This is a genomic window from Streptomyces sp. NPDC088812 (genome assembly GCF_044750285.1).
GTDB lineage: Bacteria > Actinomycetota > Actinomycetes > Streptomycetales > Streptomycetaceae > Streptomyces.
Genome location: NZ_JBIVJP010000006.1, coordinates 304,610 through 320,604, shown reverse-complemented (window position 1 = coordinate 320,604; position 15,995 = coordinate 304,610). Strand labels below are relative to the sequence as shown.

14 protein-coding genes are annotated in these 15,995 nt (G+C 74.8%); 2 read left to right on the top strand and 12 right to left on the bottom strand.

Going from position 1 to position 15,995, the window contains the following annotated elements; all coding sequences use genetic code 11:
• Nucleotides 1-131: 131 nt before the first annotated feature.
• The 3 genes from ACIP67_RS13735 to ACIP67_RS13725 form a co-directional block, all read right to left on the bottom strand.
• The gene (locus ACIP67_RS13735) at nucleotides 132-1,193 is read right to left on the bottom strand and encodes an LCP family protein (protein ID WP_401691469.1); all 1,062 of its coding nucleotides are present in this window, start codon (nucleotides 1,191-1,193) and stop codon (nucleotides 132-134) included.
• A gap of 100 nt (nucleotides 1,194-1,293) precedes the next feature.
• A complete protein-coding gene (locus ACIP67_RS13730) occupies nucleotides 1,294-2,658 on the bottom strand; it encodes an endo-1,4-beta-xylanase (RefSeq protein ID WP_401691467.1) in 1,365 nt (454 codons plus the stop codon).
• A gap of 86 nt (nucleotides 2,659-2,744) precedes the next feature.
• Nucleotides 2,745-3,812, bottom strand: a complete 1,068-nt coding sequence (locus tag ACIP67_RS13725; protein WP_401691465.1) for a LacI family DNA-binding transcriptional regulator — start codon at nucleotides 3,810-3,812, stop codon at nucleotides 2,745-2,747.
• Between the two features lie 139 nt (nucleotides 3,813-3,951).
• Between ACIP67_RS13725 and ACIP67_RS13720 the strand changes: the two genes are divergently transcribed.
• A complete protein-coding gene (locus ACIP67_RS13720) occupies nucleotides 3,952-6,294 on the top strand; it encodes a glycoside hydrolase family 3 N-terminal domain-containing protein (RefSeq protein ID WP_401691463.1) in 2,343 nt (780 codons plus the stop codon).
• Between the two features lie 126 nt (nucleotides 6,295-6,420).
• Here ACIP67_RS13720 and ACIP67_RS13715 read toward each other — a convergent pair whose 3' ends face one another.
• From ACIP67_RS13715 to tsaB, 4 genes are all read right to left on the bottom strand, one after another.
• Nucleotides 6,421-6,675, bottom strand: a complete 255-nt coding sequence (locus ACIP67_RS13715; protein ID WP_401691461.1) for a hypothetical protein — start codon at nucleotides 6,673-6,675, stop codon at nucleotides 6,421-6,423.
• Between the two features lie 10 nt (nucleotides 6,676-6,685).
• Nucleotides 6,686-7,807 carry a tRNA (adenosine(37)-N6)-threonylcarbamoyltransferase complex transferase subunit TsaD gene (gene tsaD, locus ACIP67_RS13710; protein WP_401691459.1) on the bottom strand — a complete coding sequence of 374 codons (1,122 nt, stop codon included), beginning with the start codon at nucleotides 7,805-7,807 and terminating at the stop codon, nucleotides 6,686-6,688.
• A complete protein-coding gene (locus ACIP67_RS13705; RefSeq protein WP_401691587.1) occupies nucleotides 7,800-8,423 on the bottom strand; it encodes a GNAT family N-acetyltransferase in 624 nt (207 codons plus the stop codon). The genes tsaD and ACIP67_RS13705 overlap by 8 nt, the downstream gene beginning before the upstream one ends.
• 485 nt (nucleotides 8,424-8,908) lie before the next feature.
• The gene (tsaB, locus tag ACIP67_RS13700; RefSeq protein WP_401691457.1) at nucleotides 8,909-9,562 is read right to left on the bottom strand and encodes a tRNA (adenosine(37)-N6)-threonylcarbamoyltransferase complex dimerization subunit type 1 TsaB; all 654 of its coding nucleotides are present in this window, start codon (nucleotides 9,560-9,562) and stop codon (nucleotides 8,909-8,911) included.
• Between the two features lie 116 nt (nucleotides 9,563-9,678).
• Here tsaB and ACIP67_RS13695 point away from each other — a divergent pair, with 116 nt between their 5' ends.
• Nucleotides 9,679-10,227 (top strand): hypothetical protein, encoded by a 549-nt coding sequence (locus ACIP67_RS13695; RefSeq protein ID WP_401691455.1) that lies wholly within the window; start codon nucleotides 9,679-9,681, stop codon nucleotides 10,225-10,227.
• A 72-nt stretch (nucleotides 10,228-10,299) separates the two neighbouring features.
• Here ACIP67_RS13695 and ACIP67_RS13690 read toward each other — a convergent pair whose 3' ends face one another.
• From ACIP67_RS13690 to ACIP67_RS13670, 5 genes are all read right to left on the bottom strand, one after another.
• Nucleotides 10,300-10,542 (bottom strand): hypothetical protein, encoded by a 243-nt coding sequence (locus ACIP67_RS13690; protein WP_401691453.1) that lies wholly within the window; start codon nucleotides 10,540-10,542, stop codon nucleotides 10,300-10,302.
• A gap of 328 nt (nucleotides 10,543-10,870) precedes the next feature.
• Nucleotides 10,871-11,383, bottom strand: a complete 513-nt coding sequence (tsaE, locus tag ACIP67_RS13685; protein WP_389513344.1) for a tRNA (adenosine(37)-N6)-threonylcarbamoyltransferase complex ATPase subunit type 1 TsaE — start codon at nucleotides 11,381-11,383, stop codon at nucleotides 10,871-10,873.
• Complete coding sequence (locus ACIP67_RS13680; RefSeq protein WP_401691585.1) at nucleotides 11,349-12,602, bottom strand: alpha/beta fold hydrolase; 1,254 nt, start codon at nucleotides 12,600-12,602, stop codon at nucleotides 11,349-11,351. Before ACIP67_RS13680 ends, tsaE begins: the two co-directional genes overlap by 35 nt.
• A gap of 226 nt (nucleotides 12,603-12,828) precedes the next feature.
• Nucleotides 12,829-14,004: an alanine racemase gene (alr, locus tag ACIP67_RS13675; protein WP_401691451.1), complete on the bottom strand. Its 1,176-nt coding sequence runs from the start codon at nucleotides 14,002-14,004 to the stop codon at nucleotides 12,829-12,831.
• Between the two features lie 472 nt (nucleotides 14,005-14,476).
• Entirely contained in the window at nucleotides 14,477-15,910 is a 1,434-nt protein-coding gene (locus ACIP67_RS13670; RefSeq protein WP_401691449.1) for an NAD(P)H-hydrate dehydratase, read from the bottom strand.
• Nucleotides 15,911-15,995: the final 85 nt, after the last annotated feature.

Genomic DNA, 15,995 nt, shown 5'->3' with positions numbered 1-15,995 from the left:
CGAGGTGCGTGATTCCGTGCGCTGCGGGCCGCGGCGGCGGGGTGGCTGGTCGCGCAGTTCCCCGCGTCCCTTCACGCCGGTCAGCGCAGCGGGGATCGCGGCGCGGGCGGGGGTGGATGGGGGGCGGGCTTTCAGGTCTGGTCGAGTGATGTCCACAGGGCGGTCGCCGCCGGTTCCTGTGGCACCACGCGGTTGGGGTCCGTCGGCGCGGTCGCCACGGGCAGGGTGACGGTCGTGACGTGTGCCGACGACAGGCCCTTCAGACTCTGGGCGAGTTCCATCAGCTCGGCGAGGGAGTCCAGGCCGGTGTCGGTGGTGAGTCCGTCGGTGGCCGCGTCGGCGACGGAGTAGAGCCGGGTGGGGCTGGTGAGCAGGTCGGTGGCGGAGATCTGTTCCAGCAGGGCCTTCACCAGGGTCTGCTGGAGGCCTATGCGGCCGAGGTCGCTGCCGTCGCCGACGCCGTGCCGGGTGCGGGCCAGGGCGAGGGCCCGGGTGCCGTCGAGACGGTGGGTCCCGGCCGCGAGGTGCAGGTGGCTGTCCTCGTCGTCGATGTCCTCCTCGGTGGTCACGGTCACACCGCCGAGCGCGTCCACGAGCTTCGCGAACCCCGAGAAGCCGACCTCGACGAAGTGGTCCATGCGGACGTTCGTCATCGACTCCACGGTCTTGACCGCGCAGACCGGACCGCCCACCGCGTAGGCGGTGTTGAACATCACGCCGTACGCCTCCGCCGTCGAACCGCCGGACGCCAGCGGGCAGGACGGGCGGGTGACGAGGGTGTCGCGCGGGATGCTGACGACGGTGGCGCCGGTGCGGCCGGCGTCGAGGTGGACGACCATCGCCGTGTCGGAGCGCGCGCCCGTGCTGTCGCCGCCGCCGAGCTCCTGGTTCTCCGCTCCGCTGCGCGAGTCGGAGCCGAGGACCAGGATGTTGAGGGCCCCGGTGGGCAGCGGGGCGGCGGAGGCCGTGCCGGACGGGGACGGGGTGGTCACCGCGCGCGCGGGACGGTCGTCGCCGAGCGCGGTGTCGAGGTCGACGCCCGTGATGTTGTCGTTGAGGTGCCAGTACGCCCAGCCCGCCACGGCGGCGCCCAGGACGAGGGTGACCGCGAGGGTGAGGCCGACGGCCCTGAGCGTTCTGGACCGCCGGCCCCGCTGTCCGTGCCCGTGTGCGTCCGCGTCATGTCCCGTCACGGGAGGAACATAAGTTTGGATTATGAGCGGACTGTGAGGGATTGCTTCGGAGACTCTCAGACTTCCCGGAACCCGGGCGGCCCGAGCCCCCGGCGCCCGCTCACCCCAGCGTCACCGTGGGCACCGGATTGCTCCCGCTCCACGACGCGTTGAAGCCGAACGTCACCGAACCGCCGTCGGGAACCGTCGCGTTGTACGAGGCGTTGGAACAGGTGACCGCCGCCCCCGACTGGGTGCAGTTCGCGTTCCACGCCTGCGTGATCTGCTGCCCGGCCCCGTACGTCCAGTCCACCTTCCACGACGACAGCGCCGCCCCCGAGCAGGCGATCCGCACCTGCCCCGTGAAGCCGGTGTTCCACTGGCTGGTCACGCTGTACGCCGCCGTGCACGCGCCCGTCGGCGGCTCGGTCACGGTGCCTCCGAGCGCCTCGACGATCGCGTAGTACGCCGGTTTCGGCGCGAAGTTCTCGTCGTACGGCGTCGCCGCGCCCTGCCCCGGGAAGGTGCTCGGGATCCAGGAGTCGGAGTCGGTGAAGCCCCACACCGTGACGCCGGTGCACCGGGTCACCGCCAGGCAGGCGTTCATGACAGCCTTGTAGTCGGCGGCCTGCTGGGTGAGCTTGGCGCTGTCGGAGGGCAACGTCATCCGGATGTCCAGCTCGGTGATCGCGACGTCGACGCCGAGGTCGGCGAAGCGCTGGATGTTCTGCTGGAGGGTGGACGGCACCTGGCCGAGGATCAGATGGGCCTGGAGGCCGACGCCGTCGATCGGGACGCCCTGCTCCTTCAGCGACTTGACCAGGTCGTACAGGGCGGTGGACTTCGCGTTGACGCCCTCGACGTTGTAGTCGTTGATGTAGAGCTTCGCGGCCGGGTCGGCGGCCCGCGCCCAGGTCAGGGCGTCGGCGATGTAGCCGGCGCCGAGGCCGTTGTACCAGAGGGTGGAGCGGTAGGTGCCGTCCTCGTTGAAAGGCTCGTTGACGACGTCCCAGGCGGCGACGCGGCCCTCGTAGCGGTCGACCTCGGTGGTGATGTGGTTCTGGAGCAGGGTGGCGAGCTGGGCGGACGTCCAGCTGCCGTTGGTCAGCCAGCTCGGGTTCTGGCTGTGCCAGACGAGGGTGTGGCCGCGCACCTCCTGGTCGTGGGCCTCGGCGAAGTCCACGATCTGGTCGGCCTCGGCCCAGTTGAAGGTCCCCTGGGTCGGCTCGACCGAGCCCCACTTCATGGCGTTGCCGGGGGTGAGCCAGTTGAACTGCCCTCCCGCGATGTCACCGTAGGTGCCGGTGAGCTTGGAGCCGGTGACGGCCGTGCCCATGGCCTTGCCCTGGGCGGCGGCGAGGTCGCGCAGCGGTTCGTCGGCCGCGTGCGCGGTCGTGGAACCGGCGGTGAGCAGGGCACCGACGGCCGCGGCGCCGGCGCACAGGGCCGCCAGACGGCGCCGGAAGGATGGTGCGGAGGATCTCATGACAGGCCTCCGAAAGTTTCGGTCGTGCAACCGATTGACTTCGGAGGAGTGTGGAGGCGTCCTCCCCACCCGTCAATACGTCACCTTCAGGCCACCGGCGGCGCCGCCGTGCTCGTCCGCACCACCAGACTGGTCGCCAGCTCCACCCGGGTCGCCGCCGGTGCCTCCTCCGAGCGCCCCAGCTCCAGCACCAGCCGGGCGGCCGCCTCGGCCATCTCGGTCAGCGGCTGCCGCACGGTCGTCAGGGGCGGGCCCACCCAGCGGGCCACCGGCAGGTCGTCGAAGCCGACCACGCTGACGTCCTCGGGGATGCGCAGGCCCAGCTCACGGGCGGCCTCGTAGCAGCCGAGGGCCTGGAGGTCGTTGCCGGCGAAGACGGCGGTGGGCCGGTCGGGGCGGGCGAGCAGCTCACGCCCGAGCCGGTAACCGGTCTCGTGGTGGAAGTCGCCGGTCATGATCAGCCCCGGCTCGACCGGCAGCCCCGCCGTCTCCAGGGCCGCGCGGTAGCCGTCGATCCGGGCCCGGCTGCACATCATCTGCGCGGGTCCGCTGATCGCCCCGATCCGCCGGTGCCCCAGCTCGACCAGGTGCCGGGTGGCGGCGAGCCCGCCCTGCCAGTTGGTGGCGCCGATCGAGGGCACGTCCGCCCCCGGGTCGCCCGCCGGGTCCATCACCACGAACGGGATGGAGCGGCTGGTCAGCAGCGCGCGCTGGGACTCGTCGAGCCCGGACAGCACGAGCACCACGCCGTGCGGGCGGCGGGCGGCGACCTGGTCGGCCCAGGTCCGCCCCGGTGTGAGCCGCCCCGCGCTCTCGCTCAGCACGACGCTCAGCCCGGCGTCCCGCGCGACGTTCTCGACCCCCCGGATGACCTCCATCGCCCAGGCGCTCTCCAGCTCGTGGAAGACCAGGTCGATCAACGGCGAGCGGGTCGCCTCGGCGCGCCGGCGCCGGTAGCCGTGGGCGCGCAGCAGCTCCTCGACGCGGGCGCGGGTCGCGGGCGCGACATCGGCACGGCCGTTGAGGACCTTCGAAACAGTCGGTGCCGAGACACCGGCCTCCCGGGCGATCTCCGCGAGGGTCGCGGTCTGCCCCGCCGCACGCCGTGTCGGCCGGTCTTCCGTCCGCGTCTGCGCGGGCTCCGAGGGTGTCATGGCGGCGATCGTATCCCCGCACGACCTCTTGACGAACCCCTCGCCGGGCCTTAGGTTCCCGGAACATTCGAAGTGTATATCGAAACATTCGCACGATCGGTCCCCGACCGGTGGCTCACCGACCTCTGACAGGAGTTTCATGACCACCGCCCCCTGGCGTGACCCCGCCCTGCCCGCCGCCGCCCGTGTCGACGACCTCCTCTCCCGGATGACCCTCGAGGAGAAGACCGCCCAGCTGTACGGCGTGTGGGTCGGCGCCGCGACGGACGGCGACGGAGTCGCCCCGCACCAGCACGACATGACCGCCGGCTCCTCCGACGACGACTGGGACGAACTGATCACCCGCGGGCTCGGCCAGCTCACCCGCTCCTTCGGCACGGCCCCCGTGGACCCGGCGGTCGGCGCCCGCGCCCTGGCCCTGGCCCAGCGCAGGATCACCGAGGCGGGCCGCTTCGGCATCCCCGCCGTCGCGCACGAGGAGTGCCTGGCCGGGTTCACCGCCTGGCGGGCCACCGCCTACCCGGTCCCGCTCGCCTGGGGCGCCGCCTTCGACCCGCCGCTGGTGGAGGAGATGGCCCGGCAGATCGGCCGCGACCTGCGCGCCGTCGGCGTCCACCAGGGCCTCGCGCCCGTCCTGGACGTCGTACGGGACCTGCGCTGGGGGCGGGTCGAGGAGACGATCGGCGAGGACCCGTACCTGGTGGGCACGGTCGGTGCGGCCTATGTGCGCGGCCTGGAGTCGGCCGGTGTCGTCGCCACGCTCAAGCACTTCGCCGGGTACGCCTCCTCGGCGGGCGCCCGCAACCTGGCGCCCGTCCGGGCGGGCACCCGCGAGTTCGCGGACGTGACGCTGCCGCCGTTCGAGATGGCGCTGCGCGAGGGCGGAGCCCGCTCGGTGATGGCCGCCTACACGGAACGCGACGGCGTCCCGGCCGCCGCCGACCCGGAGCTGCTGACCGCTCTCCTGCGCGAGGAGTGGGGGTTCACCGGCACGGTGGTCGCCGACTACTTCGGCATCGGTTTCCTCCAGACCCTGCACCGCGTGGCGGGCACCCCCGCGGAGGCGGCCCGGCTGGCCCTGGAGGCCGGCGTCGACGTGGAGCTGCCGACGGTGAAGTACTACGGCGAGGCCCTCGTGGCGGCCGTACGGGACGGGCAGGTCCCGCAGGACCTGGTCGACCGGGCCGCCCGCCGCGTCCTGCTCCAGAAGTGCGAGCTGGGCCTGCTGGACGCGGACTGGCGGCCGGAGCCGGCCGAGCCGGTGCCGGCCCGGCTCGACTCGGCGGCCAACCGGGCGGTGGCCCGCCGGCTGGCGGAGGAGTCGGTGGTGCTGCTGGACAACCCGGACGGCCTGCTGCCGCTGTCCCCGGACAGCCGTGTCGCCGTCGTCGGCCCCCGGGCGGCGGACGCGCTCGCGATGCTCGGCTGCTACTCCTTCCCCTCCCACGTCCTCACCCACCACCCCGAGGTGGACCTGGGCATCGACATCCCCACGCTGCTGGAGTCCCTGCGCACCGAGCTGCCCGACGCCAAGGTGACGTTCGCCGAGGGCTGCCCGGTCTCCGACCCGGACCGGTCGGGCTTCGGGGAGGCGGTGGCGAGGGCCTCCGAGGCGGACGTGTGCGTGGCCGTCCTGGGCGACCGGGCGGGTCTGTTCGGCCGGGGCACCTCGGGCGAGGGCTGCGACGTGGCCGACCTGCGCCTGCCGGGCGTCCAGGGTGAGCTGCTGGACGCCCTCGTGGCGACGGGCGTCCCGGTGGTGCTGGTGCTCCTCACCGGCCGCCCCTACGCCCTCGGCCGCTGGCACGGCCGGCTGGGCGCCGTCGTCCAGGCCTTCTTCCCCGGCGAGGAGGGGGGTCCGGCGGTCGCGGAGGTGCTGTCGGGCCGCGTCAACCCCTCGGGCCGGCTGCCCGTGAGCGTGCCCCGCGTGGTGGGCGGCCAGCCGTGGACGTACCTCCAGCCGCCGCTGGGTCTGGCCGACGAGGTCAGCAGCCTGGACCCGACGCCGCTGTACCCGTTCGGGCACGGGAGGTCGTACACGACGTTCGCGTGGGAGGGCGCCGAGACCCCGGACGCGGAGATCGGCACCGACGGCTCGTACGACCTGTCCCTGACCGTCCGCAACACCGGCGACCGGCCGGGCACCGAGGTCGTCCAGCTCTATCTGCACGACCCGGTGGCGAGCGTGACCCGGCCCGACGTACGGCTCGTCGGCTACCAGCGGGTCGCGCTGGAACCCGGCGGGTCGGCCCGCGTGACCTTCCGCTTCCACACCGACCTGTCGGCCTTCACCGACCGGACGGGCCGGCGGGTGGTCGAACCCGGGGCGCTGGAACTGCGGTTGGGGGCGTCCAGCGCGGACGTACGCCACACGGCCCGTCTGACCCTGACCGGTCCGGTACGGGAGGCCGGAGCGGGGCGGAGGCTGCGGTGCGAGGTGGGGGTGGAGACAACATCGGAGGCGGAGGCGGAGCACGCCTGAGGCGGAGGCGGAGGCGGAGCACGCCTGAGGCGCTTCGGGGGCGCTCCGGGGGCGCTCCGGGCCCCCCGGGGGCCGGGGGATGCTCCGGGCCCCCGGGGGCTTCGGGGGCGCTCCAAGCCGGAGGTCCTACCCCTCCACCGCCTCGAACCGCCAGCGGTGCACCGACCGGCTCACCAGCTCCCCGGCCGGCTCGGGCAGTTCGGGCACGTCGGCGTCGTACTCCGCGTCCCACCACGTGATGACCAGCACCCGGTCCTGCGGGGCGCGGAGGACCTCGCGGCGCAGGGGTGCGGGCGAGAGCCGCTGCCCGCGCACCCACGCCAGCAGCTCCGCCCCGCGGCCCTGTGCCGCCCGGGCCTCCCACATCAACGCGACCGTCATCACGTGATCCTCACGAGTAGAGGTTGGTCTCGCCGACCTCGTGGACGTGGTCGTGACCGTGGCCGGTGCCGTGGTCGTGGCCGTGGTCCCGGCCGGGCACGTGCGGGTCGGTCACCGGGAGGGACGAGTCCGCCGACAGGTCCCAGGCGGACGCGGCCCGGCCGCGGGCGACCATCTCCGCGCCGAGGGCGGCGACCATCGCGCCGTTGTCCGTGCACAGCTTGGGGCGCGGCACGCGCAGCCGGATGCCGGCCGCCTCGCAGCGCTCCTGGGCCAGGGCGCGCAGCCGGGAGTTGGCGGCCACACCGCCGCCGATCATCAGGTGGTCGACGCCCTCGTCACGGCAGGCCCGTACGGCCTTGCGGGTCAGGACGTCCACGACCGCCTCCTGGAAGGACGCCGCCACGTCACGCACCGGGACCTCCTCCCCCGCCGCGCGCCGGGCCTCGATCCAGCGGGCGACCGCCGTCTTCAGGCCGGAGAAGGAGAAGTCGTACACCGGGTCGCGCGGGCCGGTCAGGCCGCGCGGGAACGCGATCGCCGCCGGGTCCCCCTCGCGCGCGTACCGGTCGATGACCGGGCCGCCCGGGAAGCCCAGGTTCAACACGCGGGCGATCTTGTCGAAGGCCTCGCCCGCCGCGTCGTCGATGGTCGCGCCCATCGGGCGGACGTCGGAGGTGATGTCCGAGGAGAGCAGCAGGGAGGAGTGGCCGCCGGAGACCAGCAGCGCCATCGTCGGCTCCGGCAGCGGGCCGTGCTCCAGCTGGTCCACGCAGATGTGGGAGGCGAGGTGGTTGACGCCGTACAGCGGCTTGCCGAGCGCGTAGGCGTACGCCTTCGCCGCCGACACGCCGACCAGCAGGGCTCCGGCGAGCCCCGGACCCGCCGTCACCGCGATGCCGTCCAGGTCCTTCGCCGAGACGCCCGCCTCCTTCAGCGCCCGGTCGATGGTCGGGACCATCGCCTCCAGGTGGGCCCTGCTGGCCACCTCCGGCACGACCCCGCCGAAGCGGGCGTGCTCGTCGACGCTGGAGGCGATGGCGTCCGCCAGCAGGGTGGTGCCGCGGACGACGCCGACGCCGGTCTCGTCGCAGGACGTCTCGATGCCGAGGACGAGGGGTTCGTCAGCCATTGATCTCGGTTCCTTGTACTGATGTCGGTTCGTCGGCCGAGCCGCTGTCGGATGCTGTGACCAGGCGCATGACCAGGGCGTCCACGTTCCCGGGCTGGTAGTAGCCGCGCCGGAAGCCGATGGGTTCGAAGCCGAAGCGCTCGTAGAGCCGCTGGGCGCGGACGTTGTCGACCCTGCACTCCAGCAGGACCTCGGCGACCTCGAAGGCGGTCGCGGCGCGCAGCAGTTCGGTGAGGAGCCGGGCGCCGAGGCCGGTGCCCTGGCGGTCGCGGGCGACGGCGATCGTCTGCACGTCGGCGCCGGCGCCGGCGCCGGAACCGCCGTCGTCACCGCCGGAACCGCCGTCGGAACCGCCGTCGGAGGCGGCGCCGGAGCAGGCCAGGCCCGCGTAGCCGACGATCCGGCCCTCGGCCTCGGCCACGACGTAGCGGCGGGTCGCCTCGGGGCCTCGGGAGTGCGCCAGCTCGGACCAGAACATGCCGCGCGACCAGGCGTCCTCGGGGAAGAGGTCCTTCTCCAGTTCCAGCACGGCGTCGATGTCCCACCAGCGCATCTCGCGCAGGGCGGGGACGCCGGGCTGGGACGTGCCGGACTCGGCGGCACCGGGCTGCGGCATGCCGGACTCGGCGGTGCCGGACCGCGGGGCGCCGGACTCGGTACCGCCCGGTTCACCGGCCGGGCCGGACCGGGGGGCGCCCGACTCGGCGGCGCCGGGCTGGGACGTGCCCGACTCGGCGGCACCGGGCTGCGGCATGCCGGAATCGGCGGCGCCGGACCGCGGGGCGTCGGACTCGGTGCCGCCCGGTTCACCGGCCGGGCCGGACCGGGGGGCGCCCGACTCGGCGGTGCCGGGCTGGGACGTGCCGGACTCGGCGGCACCGGACCGCGGGGCGCCGGACTCAGTACCGCCCGGTTCACCGGCCGGGCCGGACCGGGGGGCGCCCGACTCGGCGGCGCCGGGCTGGGACGTGCCCGACTCGGCGGCGCCGGGCTGACGGGCGCCGGACTGGGGGGCGCCGGACTGGGGGGCGCCGGACTCGCCGCCCGGTTCACCGGCCGGGCCGGGCCGGGGGGCGTCGGGCTCGGGAACGTCGGACTCGGTCACTTGGGGGTGACCACCTTGTAGTTCTTGGGGACCTGCGCGTCCGGGCGGCGCAGGTACAGCGGGCGCGGCGCCGGGAGTTCCTCACCGGCGGCGAGCCGCTCGGCGGCCAGCGCGGCGAGGGCCGCGGCGGAGACGTGCTCCGGCTCGTGCGCCTGGGGGAAGGTGTCGGGGTAGAGCAGCGCGCCCGCGCCGACGGCGGGCAGCCCGGCCACCCGGTCGGCGATGTCGGCCGGACGGCCGACGGCCGGCTCCGTGACCCGCGTGCGGGAGTCGGCGTAGCGCGCCCAGTAGACCTCCTTGCGGCGGGCGTCGGTGGCCACGACGAAGGGGCCGTCCAGGTCGGCGGCGTAGGCGAGGCCGTCGAGGGTGCACACACCGTGCACGGGGACGCCGAGCGCGAGGCCGAAGGTGTCGGCGGTCATCAGACCGACGCGCAGCCCGGTGTACGGGCCGGGTCCGATCCCGACGACGATCCCGGTGACGGCGTCGAGCGCGCGTCCCGCGTCGGCGAGCAGACGGTCGACGGCCGGCAGCAGCAGCTCGCCGTGCCGGCGCGCGTCCACCTGGCTCGACGAGGCGATGACGGCCGTGCCGTCGTGCAGGGCGACGGTCACGGCGGGGGTGGCTGTATCCAGAGCGAGCAAGAGCACGCAAACAGCCTACGGCTCCTCGGGCCCGTGTCGGACGTCCAGTCGCCCCGGTGCGGGACGTCCCGGCTGCTAACGTCGCCGCTGGGGACGAAGTACGACAAAAGAGGTGGTCGCCGGTGGCAGGCAGCAGCGCGACGTTCGTGGCCGGGCTCACCGCGGCGGCCGTCTGCACCGTCGGGTTCCTCGCCCTCCAGGCGTCGGCGAACGTGCCCGGCACCCTCGGCAGAGCCTCCCTGGACACGGCCGCCGCCGCGCCGAAGGCCCCCCGGGACAAGAACAACCCCACCGCGCTCCCCTCCGGCTCCGGTGCGGGTGAGCGGGTCGTGTACTCGGTGGACGACGACCGTGTGTGGCTGGTCGGCGAGGACGGCACGGTCCAGCGGACGTTCCCGGTCACCCCCGGCACGGTGGACCCGCTCCCGGGGACCTACCCGGTCACCTCCCGCTCGAAGGGCATCACCGGCACCGACGGCACGCCCGTCGAGCACGTGGTGCGCTTCAGCACCGTGGACGGGGTGGTCATCGGCTTCAGCGCGGCCGTGGACGGCTCGACGCGGGCGCCCGACCCGGCGATGCGCACGGGCGGGATCCGCGAGGCGCGCGCGGACGGCGAGGCGATGTGGGCGTTCGCGACGATCGGGGAGCGGATCGTCGTGATCCGGTGACGGCGGGTGGCGGGCGGCAGTCGCCCCCGTCCGCGGCCGCGAGGGCCCCGGCCCGAGGGGCCGGGTGACGCGTTACGCCGCTTCCCGGTGGTGCCGCACCCGCGCCTCGGCGACGGCGGACCGCACGGGACCGGTCCCGGGCCCGGTCCCGGGCCCGGTCCCGGGCTCGGTCCCGGGCTCGGACTCGGGTGCGCGCGGCGGCCGGGACACCGCCTCTGCCGCCGCGCAGGACGCCAGCAGATCCCGCATGGAGACCCCGGCGCGGGCGGAGGGGCGCGACGGGACGTCGGACCTCTGGGGCTCGATGGCCGGCATGGGCGCCTCCTCGGGGCCGGGGCGGGCCTGGTTAGGTTGACCTAACTAGGTACTGGATACCATGTGACCACGGGCGGGACGCCGGACGCAACATCATGCCGACGTCTTGTCGGAATCTTCATACGAACGCCAGATGGACACGACGTTCCAAAGGTCAGGGCGTTCCAGAAAGACAGGGCGTTCCAGAAAGACGGGGCAGGGGCGAGCCCGTCGGGGACGGGCCCACCCCTGCCCTGCCGAACGGCGGTCCACGACCGCCGTGGACACCGCTCCTCGACCGCCGTGGACACCGCTCCTCATCCGCCCGGAACATCCGTCCGGGCCGCGCTCAGGCCGCCAGCACGCTCAGGTCCGCCGAGGCCCACCGCTCCCCCAGCCCGGTGACCGTCACCTGCCGCACCTCGTCCGTCGTGTCGCCGACGGCCCGGTGGATCCGTACCTGGAGCCGCTCGTCGGTCAGTTCCTCGACCTTGCCCTCGCCCCACTCCACGACCACCACCGACTCGGGCAGGGACACGTCGAGGTCGAGGTCCTCCATCTCGTCGAGCCCGCCGCCCAGGCGGTACGCGTCGACGTGGACGAGCGGCGGGCCGTCCCCGAGGGACGGGTGGACACGGGCGATCACGAACGTCGGGGAGGTGACCGCCCCGCGCACGCCGAGCCCCTCGCCGAGACCGCGCGTCAGGGTCGTCTTGCCCGCGCCGAGCTCCCCGCTGAGCATCACGAGGTCGCCGGCGCGCAGCAGCTTGGCCAGGCGGCGGCCCAACTCGCGCATCTGCTCGGGAGAGTTGACGATCAGCTCGGTCTCAGCCGGGTTGTGCGGTGCTGCTGGTGCTTCCATAGCCACCCACGGTAGCCCCTGCGGGCACGGCGCCCGCGCGGGTGAGCAGGTCGGCGAGGCGGTCGGTGACCGCTTCCGGGTGTTCCAGCATCACCAGGTGCCCGGCATCCGGGACGAGCACCAGCTCGGCGTCCGGCAGCAGGTCGGCGATGGCCTCGCTGTGCTCGCTGGGCGTGACGAGGTCGCCGATGCCGGCCAGCACCAGCACCGGCATGTCCGTGAAGCAGGCGAGCGCCTCGGTCTTGTCGTGGTCGGTGAAGGCCGGGTAGAACTCGGCGACCACGTCGATCGGCGTGCCCTCGATCATCCGCTCGGCGAACCGGGCGACGGCCGGGTCGACGTCCCGGGACGCGAACGAGTACCGCTTGATGACCCCGGCGAACAGGTCGGCGGTGGCCCGCCGCCCCTTCTCCACCAGCTCGGCCCGCTGCCCCAGCAGCTTCAGCACACCGGGCAGGACCCGCCGTACGGCGTTGACGCCCGCGACCGGCAGTCCGAAGTTGACCTCGCCGAGCCGCCCGGAGGACGTACCGACGAAGGCGGTGGCGACGACCCGTTCACGGATTAGCTCGGGGTACTGCGCGGCCAGCGCCATCACCGTCATGCCGCCCATGGAGTGCCCGACGAGCACGATCGGGCCCTCCGGCGCGGCCGCGTCGACGACGGCCTTCAGGTCGCGTCCCAGCTGGTCGATGGTGACCGGCACCCCGTCGTGGAGCTGGGCCGCCCCGCGCGCGGAGCGTCCGTGGCTGCGCTGGTCCCAGTGCACGGTCCGGACGACGCCCCGCAGGGCGGCGCGCTGGAAGTGCCAGGAGTCCTGGGTGAGGCAGTAGCCGTGGCTGAAGACGACGGTGACGGGGAGGGGGGCCTTGCGGCCGAAGAGCCGGCGCCGCCGGTTCGCCGGTCCGCCCTGCGGCTCGACGTCGTCGACCTCGTAGTACAGCTCGGTGCCGTCGTCGGCGAAGGCCTTGCCGGGGGTGCCGCGCAGGGCGCCGTACGGCCCCGCCGCGTCGAGGGCGAGCCGTGCCTTGGCCCGCATGCCCCGGCCCACGGTCATCCGCTCCAGGGCGACGCCGGCCGCGGCGCCCGCGGCGATCACGCCTATCGCGGCGCCGGCGACGCCGGTCGCCCGGCGCCAGCTCCCGGCCGCCCCCGAGGCGGAGGCGGCGACGGCCGCCGAGGCGGCGCTCGCCACCGCCTCCGCACTGCTCTCGCTCACGTACCGCTCCTCCTCGGCCGACGCCAGGTGTTGCTGCTGTTGCGGTGTTGCTGTTGTTGCTGCTGTTGCGGTGTTGCTGCTGTTGCTGTTGCTGTTGTGACTGCGGTCGCCCACGATGCGCTCGGCATGCCCGCGACATGCGTGCGGCATGCGTGCGGCATGCGTGCGGGACATGAGTGAACCAGCCGCGGACGTCGCCGCCCCGAAGGTCCCCCCGCTGGGGCGACTACCCGTCCCGGTCCCCGTTCACGTAGACGCGGGGAACCCTCGTTCCGATGCGCGTGACGATCTCGTACCCGATGGTCCCCGCGGCCTGCGCCCAGTCCTCCGCGGTGGGCTCGCCGCGGTCACCGGGTCCGAACAGCACCGCCTCGGCGCCCGGCCCGGGGTCGTCCCCGCCGAGGTCGACGACGAACTGGTCCATCGCGATCCGCCCCGCGGCCGTACGCCACTTGCCGCCGACGAGCACCGGGCCGGTGCCGGACGCGTGCCGGGGGACGCCGTCGGCGTATCCGAGGGGAACCAGACCGAGGGTGGTCTCGCCCGGGGTCGTGTAGTGGTGGCCGTAGCTGACGCCGTGCCCGCCGGGGACGTGCTTCACCAGGGCCAGGGAGGCCGTGAGGGTCATCACCGGCCGCAGGCCGAGATCGGCGGCCGAGCCGACCTCGGGGCTGGGCGAGAGGCCGTACATGGCGACGCCCGGGCGGACGAGGTCGAAGTGGGCCGCGGGGAGGGTGAGCGTGGCCGGGGAGTTGGCGATGTGCCGCACCTCGGGCCGTACGCCCTGCCCCTCGGCGTACGCCACCATCTCGCGGAAGCGGGAGAGCTGGGCCGCGTTGGAGGGGTGGCCGGGTTCGTCGGCACAGGCGAAGTGGGACCACAGGCCGGTGACCCGGACGAGTCCGTCGCCCTCCGCGCGCAATGCCTCGGCGACCAGGTCGGGCCAGTCGGCGGGCTGGCATCCGTTGCGCCCCAGCCCGGTGTCGGCCTTGAGCTGCACCCGGGCGGTCCGCCCGGCGAGCCGGGCCGCCTCGACGGCCTCGCGCAGCGCCCACAGGCCGCTCACGGACACGTCGAGGCCGGCCTCGATCGCCTCCCGCCAGGGCCCGCCCGGCGTCCACAGCCAGCACATGACCCGCACACCGGCCGGCAGCCCGGCCTCCGCGCGCAGCGCGAGCGCCTCCTCGGGCGTGGCGGTGCCGATCCAGGTGGCCCCCGCCTCCACGGCGGCCCGGGCGCACGGCACCGCGCCGTGGCCGTACCCGTCGGCCTTCACCACGGCCATGAACGCCGCCCCCGGCGCCTTGGCGCGCAGGGTCCGCACGTTGGCCCGCAGCGCGGCCAAGTCGATCTCGGCGCGGGCGCGCGGCGGGGCGGGGGTCGGCTGTGCAGTCTCACTCATCGCGCCCAGTGTCTCAGAGCGCCCGGAAAGCCCCTAAGAGCCGGGCCCACGGCCCACACGTACGCGCCCTGGCGATACGACGCCCCTCCAGGGGCGCCCACCCAGGCCGCCCGCCTCCGTGCACGCCCCTCAGGCCCGCACCGCCCGTCTTGGAGCCCACAGTGCCCTCTCGGCACGCCCCTCCGCCCGTCGCCGCCCGCCGCAAAGCACGCCCCGCCTCCCGGCACGTGCCCCCTACGCCCCCTCTCCGGCGCGCCCGCGCAACCCTCTCCAGCGAACCGTCAGCCGCGTGCACACCAGAGCAGGCACCACCCCAGCCCACATCACCGACACCCACCCGCCAGGCCCCTCTCCCCATGTCACGTCCCTCGTCCCTCCGAACCCATCCCGCAGCCCCTCACCCTCCGCGCCCCCGACCGAGCACACCCGGGAAAACCCCCACCCCGACACCGACGCCCTCCGGTACGGGCCCTCACCCCCGCGTCACCTCCCTCCAGGCCCGTGCCACGGCCTCGGCCACGTCGTGTGCGCCCACCGGTGCCCCGCGGGCCGCCAACCGCCCCGCCAGCCCGTGCAGATACGCGCCCGCGCTCCCCGCGTCCGACGCCGACAGCCCCGCCGCCAGCAGCGACCCCGCCAGCCCCGACAGCACGTCGCCGCTGCCGGCCGTGGCCAGCCAGGACGTCCCGGTCGGGTTCACCCGTACGGGTCTCCGCCCCGGGTCCGCGACCAGCGTCGTCGAGCCCTTCAGCAGCACCGTCGCCCGGTAGCGCCCCGCCAGTTCACGCACGGCGGCCAGCCGCCCCGCCTCGACGCCCTCCCGCGCCACCCCGAGCAGTGCGGCCGCCTCCCCCGCGTGCGGGGTCATCAGGGTCGGCGCCCTACGGCCCCGGACCGCCCCCGGCTCCGCCAGCCGCAGCGCGTCCGCGTCGATCAGCACCGGCACGTCGGCGGCCAGCACCTCGGCCACCGTCGCGGCGTCGTCGCCGACGCCCGGCCCGACGACCCACGCCTGCACCCGCCCGGCGTGCGCGGGCCCCTGGTCGGAGACGAGCGTCTCCGGGAAGCGGGCGATGACGGCCTCCGCGGCCGGCCCGACGTACCGCACGGCCCCCGCCCCGCCGCGCAGCGCGCCGGCCACGGCCAGCACGGCGGCCCCCGGGTAGCGGGCCGACCCGGCGGCGACACCGACCACACCCCGCCGGTACTTGTCGCTCTCGGCACCCGGCACCGGCAGCAGCGCCGCCACGTCCGCGTGCTGCAACGCCTCCAGCTCGGGCTCGGCGGGCAGTTCCAGTCCGATGCCGACGAGCCGCACGGACCCGGCGTACTCCCGCGCCGGATCGATCAGCAGGCCCGGCTTGTGCGTGCCGAAGGTGACGGTGAGGTCGGCCCGGACGGCGGCGCCCCGCACCTCCCCGGTGTCCGCCTCCACCCCGCTCGGCAGGTCGACGGCGACGACGGCGGCCCCCGACCCGGCGGCCAGCGCGGCGAGCGGAGCCGCGTCCTCCCGCAGGCCGCCCCGCCCGCCGATCCCGACGATGCCGTCGACCACCAGGTCGGCGCGGCGCAGCAGGCCCGCGGCGGCGCTCGCCGGGACCGTCCGGCCGCCCGCCCGCAGCAGGGCCGCCAGCCCTCCGGGGTGGGTCCGCTCCGGCGCGAGCAGCACGGCGCTCACCCCGGCGCCGCGCCGGGCCAGCCGGGCACCCGCGTACAGGGCGTCGCCGCCGTTGTCCCCGCTGCCGACGAGCAGCACGACCCGGCTGCCGTACACCCGCCCCAGCAACTCCGCACAGGCGGCGGCGAGTCCGGCGGCGGCCCGCTGCATCAGCGCGCCCTCCGGCAGACGGGCCATCAGCTCCCGTTCGGCGGTCCTGACCGTGTCCACGCAGTAGGCAGTACGCATGGCCCTACCTCTACCGCCCTACCACTCGCCGCACACCTGCCACTCGCCGAGCAGAGCCGCTCCCGCACACTTGCCACTCCCCGCA

Excerpts from the sequence above, each read along its gene's own strand:
- ACIP67_RS13730 (WP_401691467.1), bottom strand. The coding sequence starts at position 2,658 with ATGAGATCCTCCGCACCATCCTTCCGGCGCCGTCTGGCGGCCCTGTGC.
- ACIP67_RS13725 (WP_401691465.1), bottom strand. The coding sequence starts at position 3,812 with ATGACACCCTCGGAGCCCGCGCAGACGCGGACGGAAGACCGGCCGACA.
- tsaD (WP_401691459.1), bottom strand. The coding sequence starts at position 7,807 with ATGGCTGACGAACCCCTCGTCCTCGGCATCGAGACGTCCTGCGACGAG.
- tsaE (WP_389513344.1), bottom strand. The coding sequence starts at position 11,383 with ATGGAAGCACCAGCAGCACCGCACAACCCGGCTGAGACCGAGCTGATC.
- ACIP67_RS13720 (WP_401691463.1), top strand. The coding sequence starts at position 3,952 with ATGACCACCGCCCCCTGGCGTGACCCCGCCCTGCCCGCCGCCGCCCGT.
- ACIP67_RS13690 (WP_401691453.1), bottom strand. The coding sequence starts at position 10,542 with ATGCCGGCCATCGAGCCCCAGAGGTCCGACGTCCCGTCGCGCCCCTCC.
- ACIP67_RS13715 (WP_401691461.1), bottom strand. The coding sequence starts at position 6,675 with ATGACGGTCGCGTTGATGTGGGAGGCCCGGGCGGCACAGGGCCGCGGG.
- ACIP67_RS13705 (WP_401691587.1), bottom strand. The coding sequence starts at position 8,423 with ATGCCGCAGCCCGGTGCCGCCGAGTCCGGCACGTCCCAGCCCGGCGTC.
- ACIP67_RS13670 (WP_401691449.1), bottom strand. The coding sequence starts at position 15,910 with ATGCGTACTGCCTACTGCGTGGACACGGTCAGGACCGCCGAACGGGAG.
- alr (WP_401691451.1), bottom strand. The coding sequence starts at position 14,004 with ATGAGTGAGACTGCACAGCCGACCCCCGCCCCGCCGCGCGCCCGCGCC.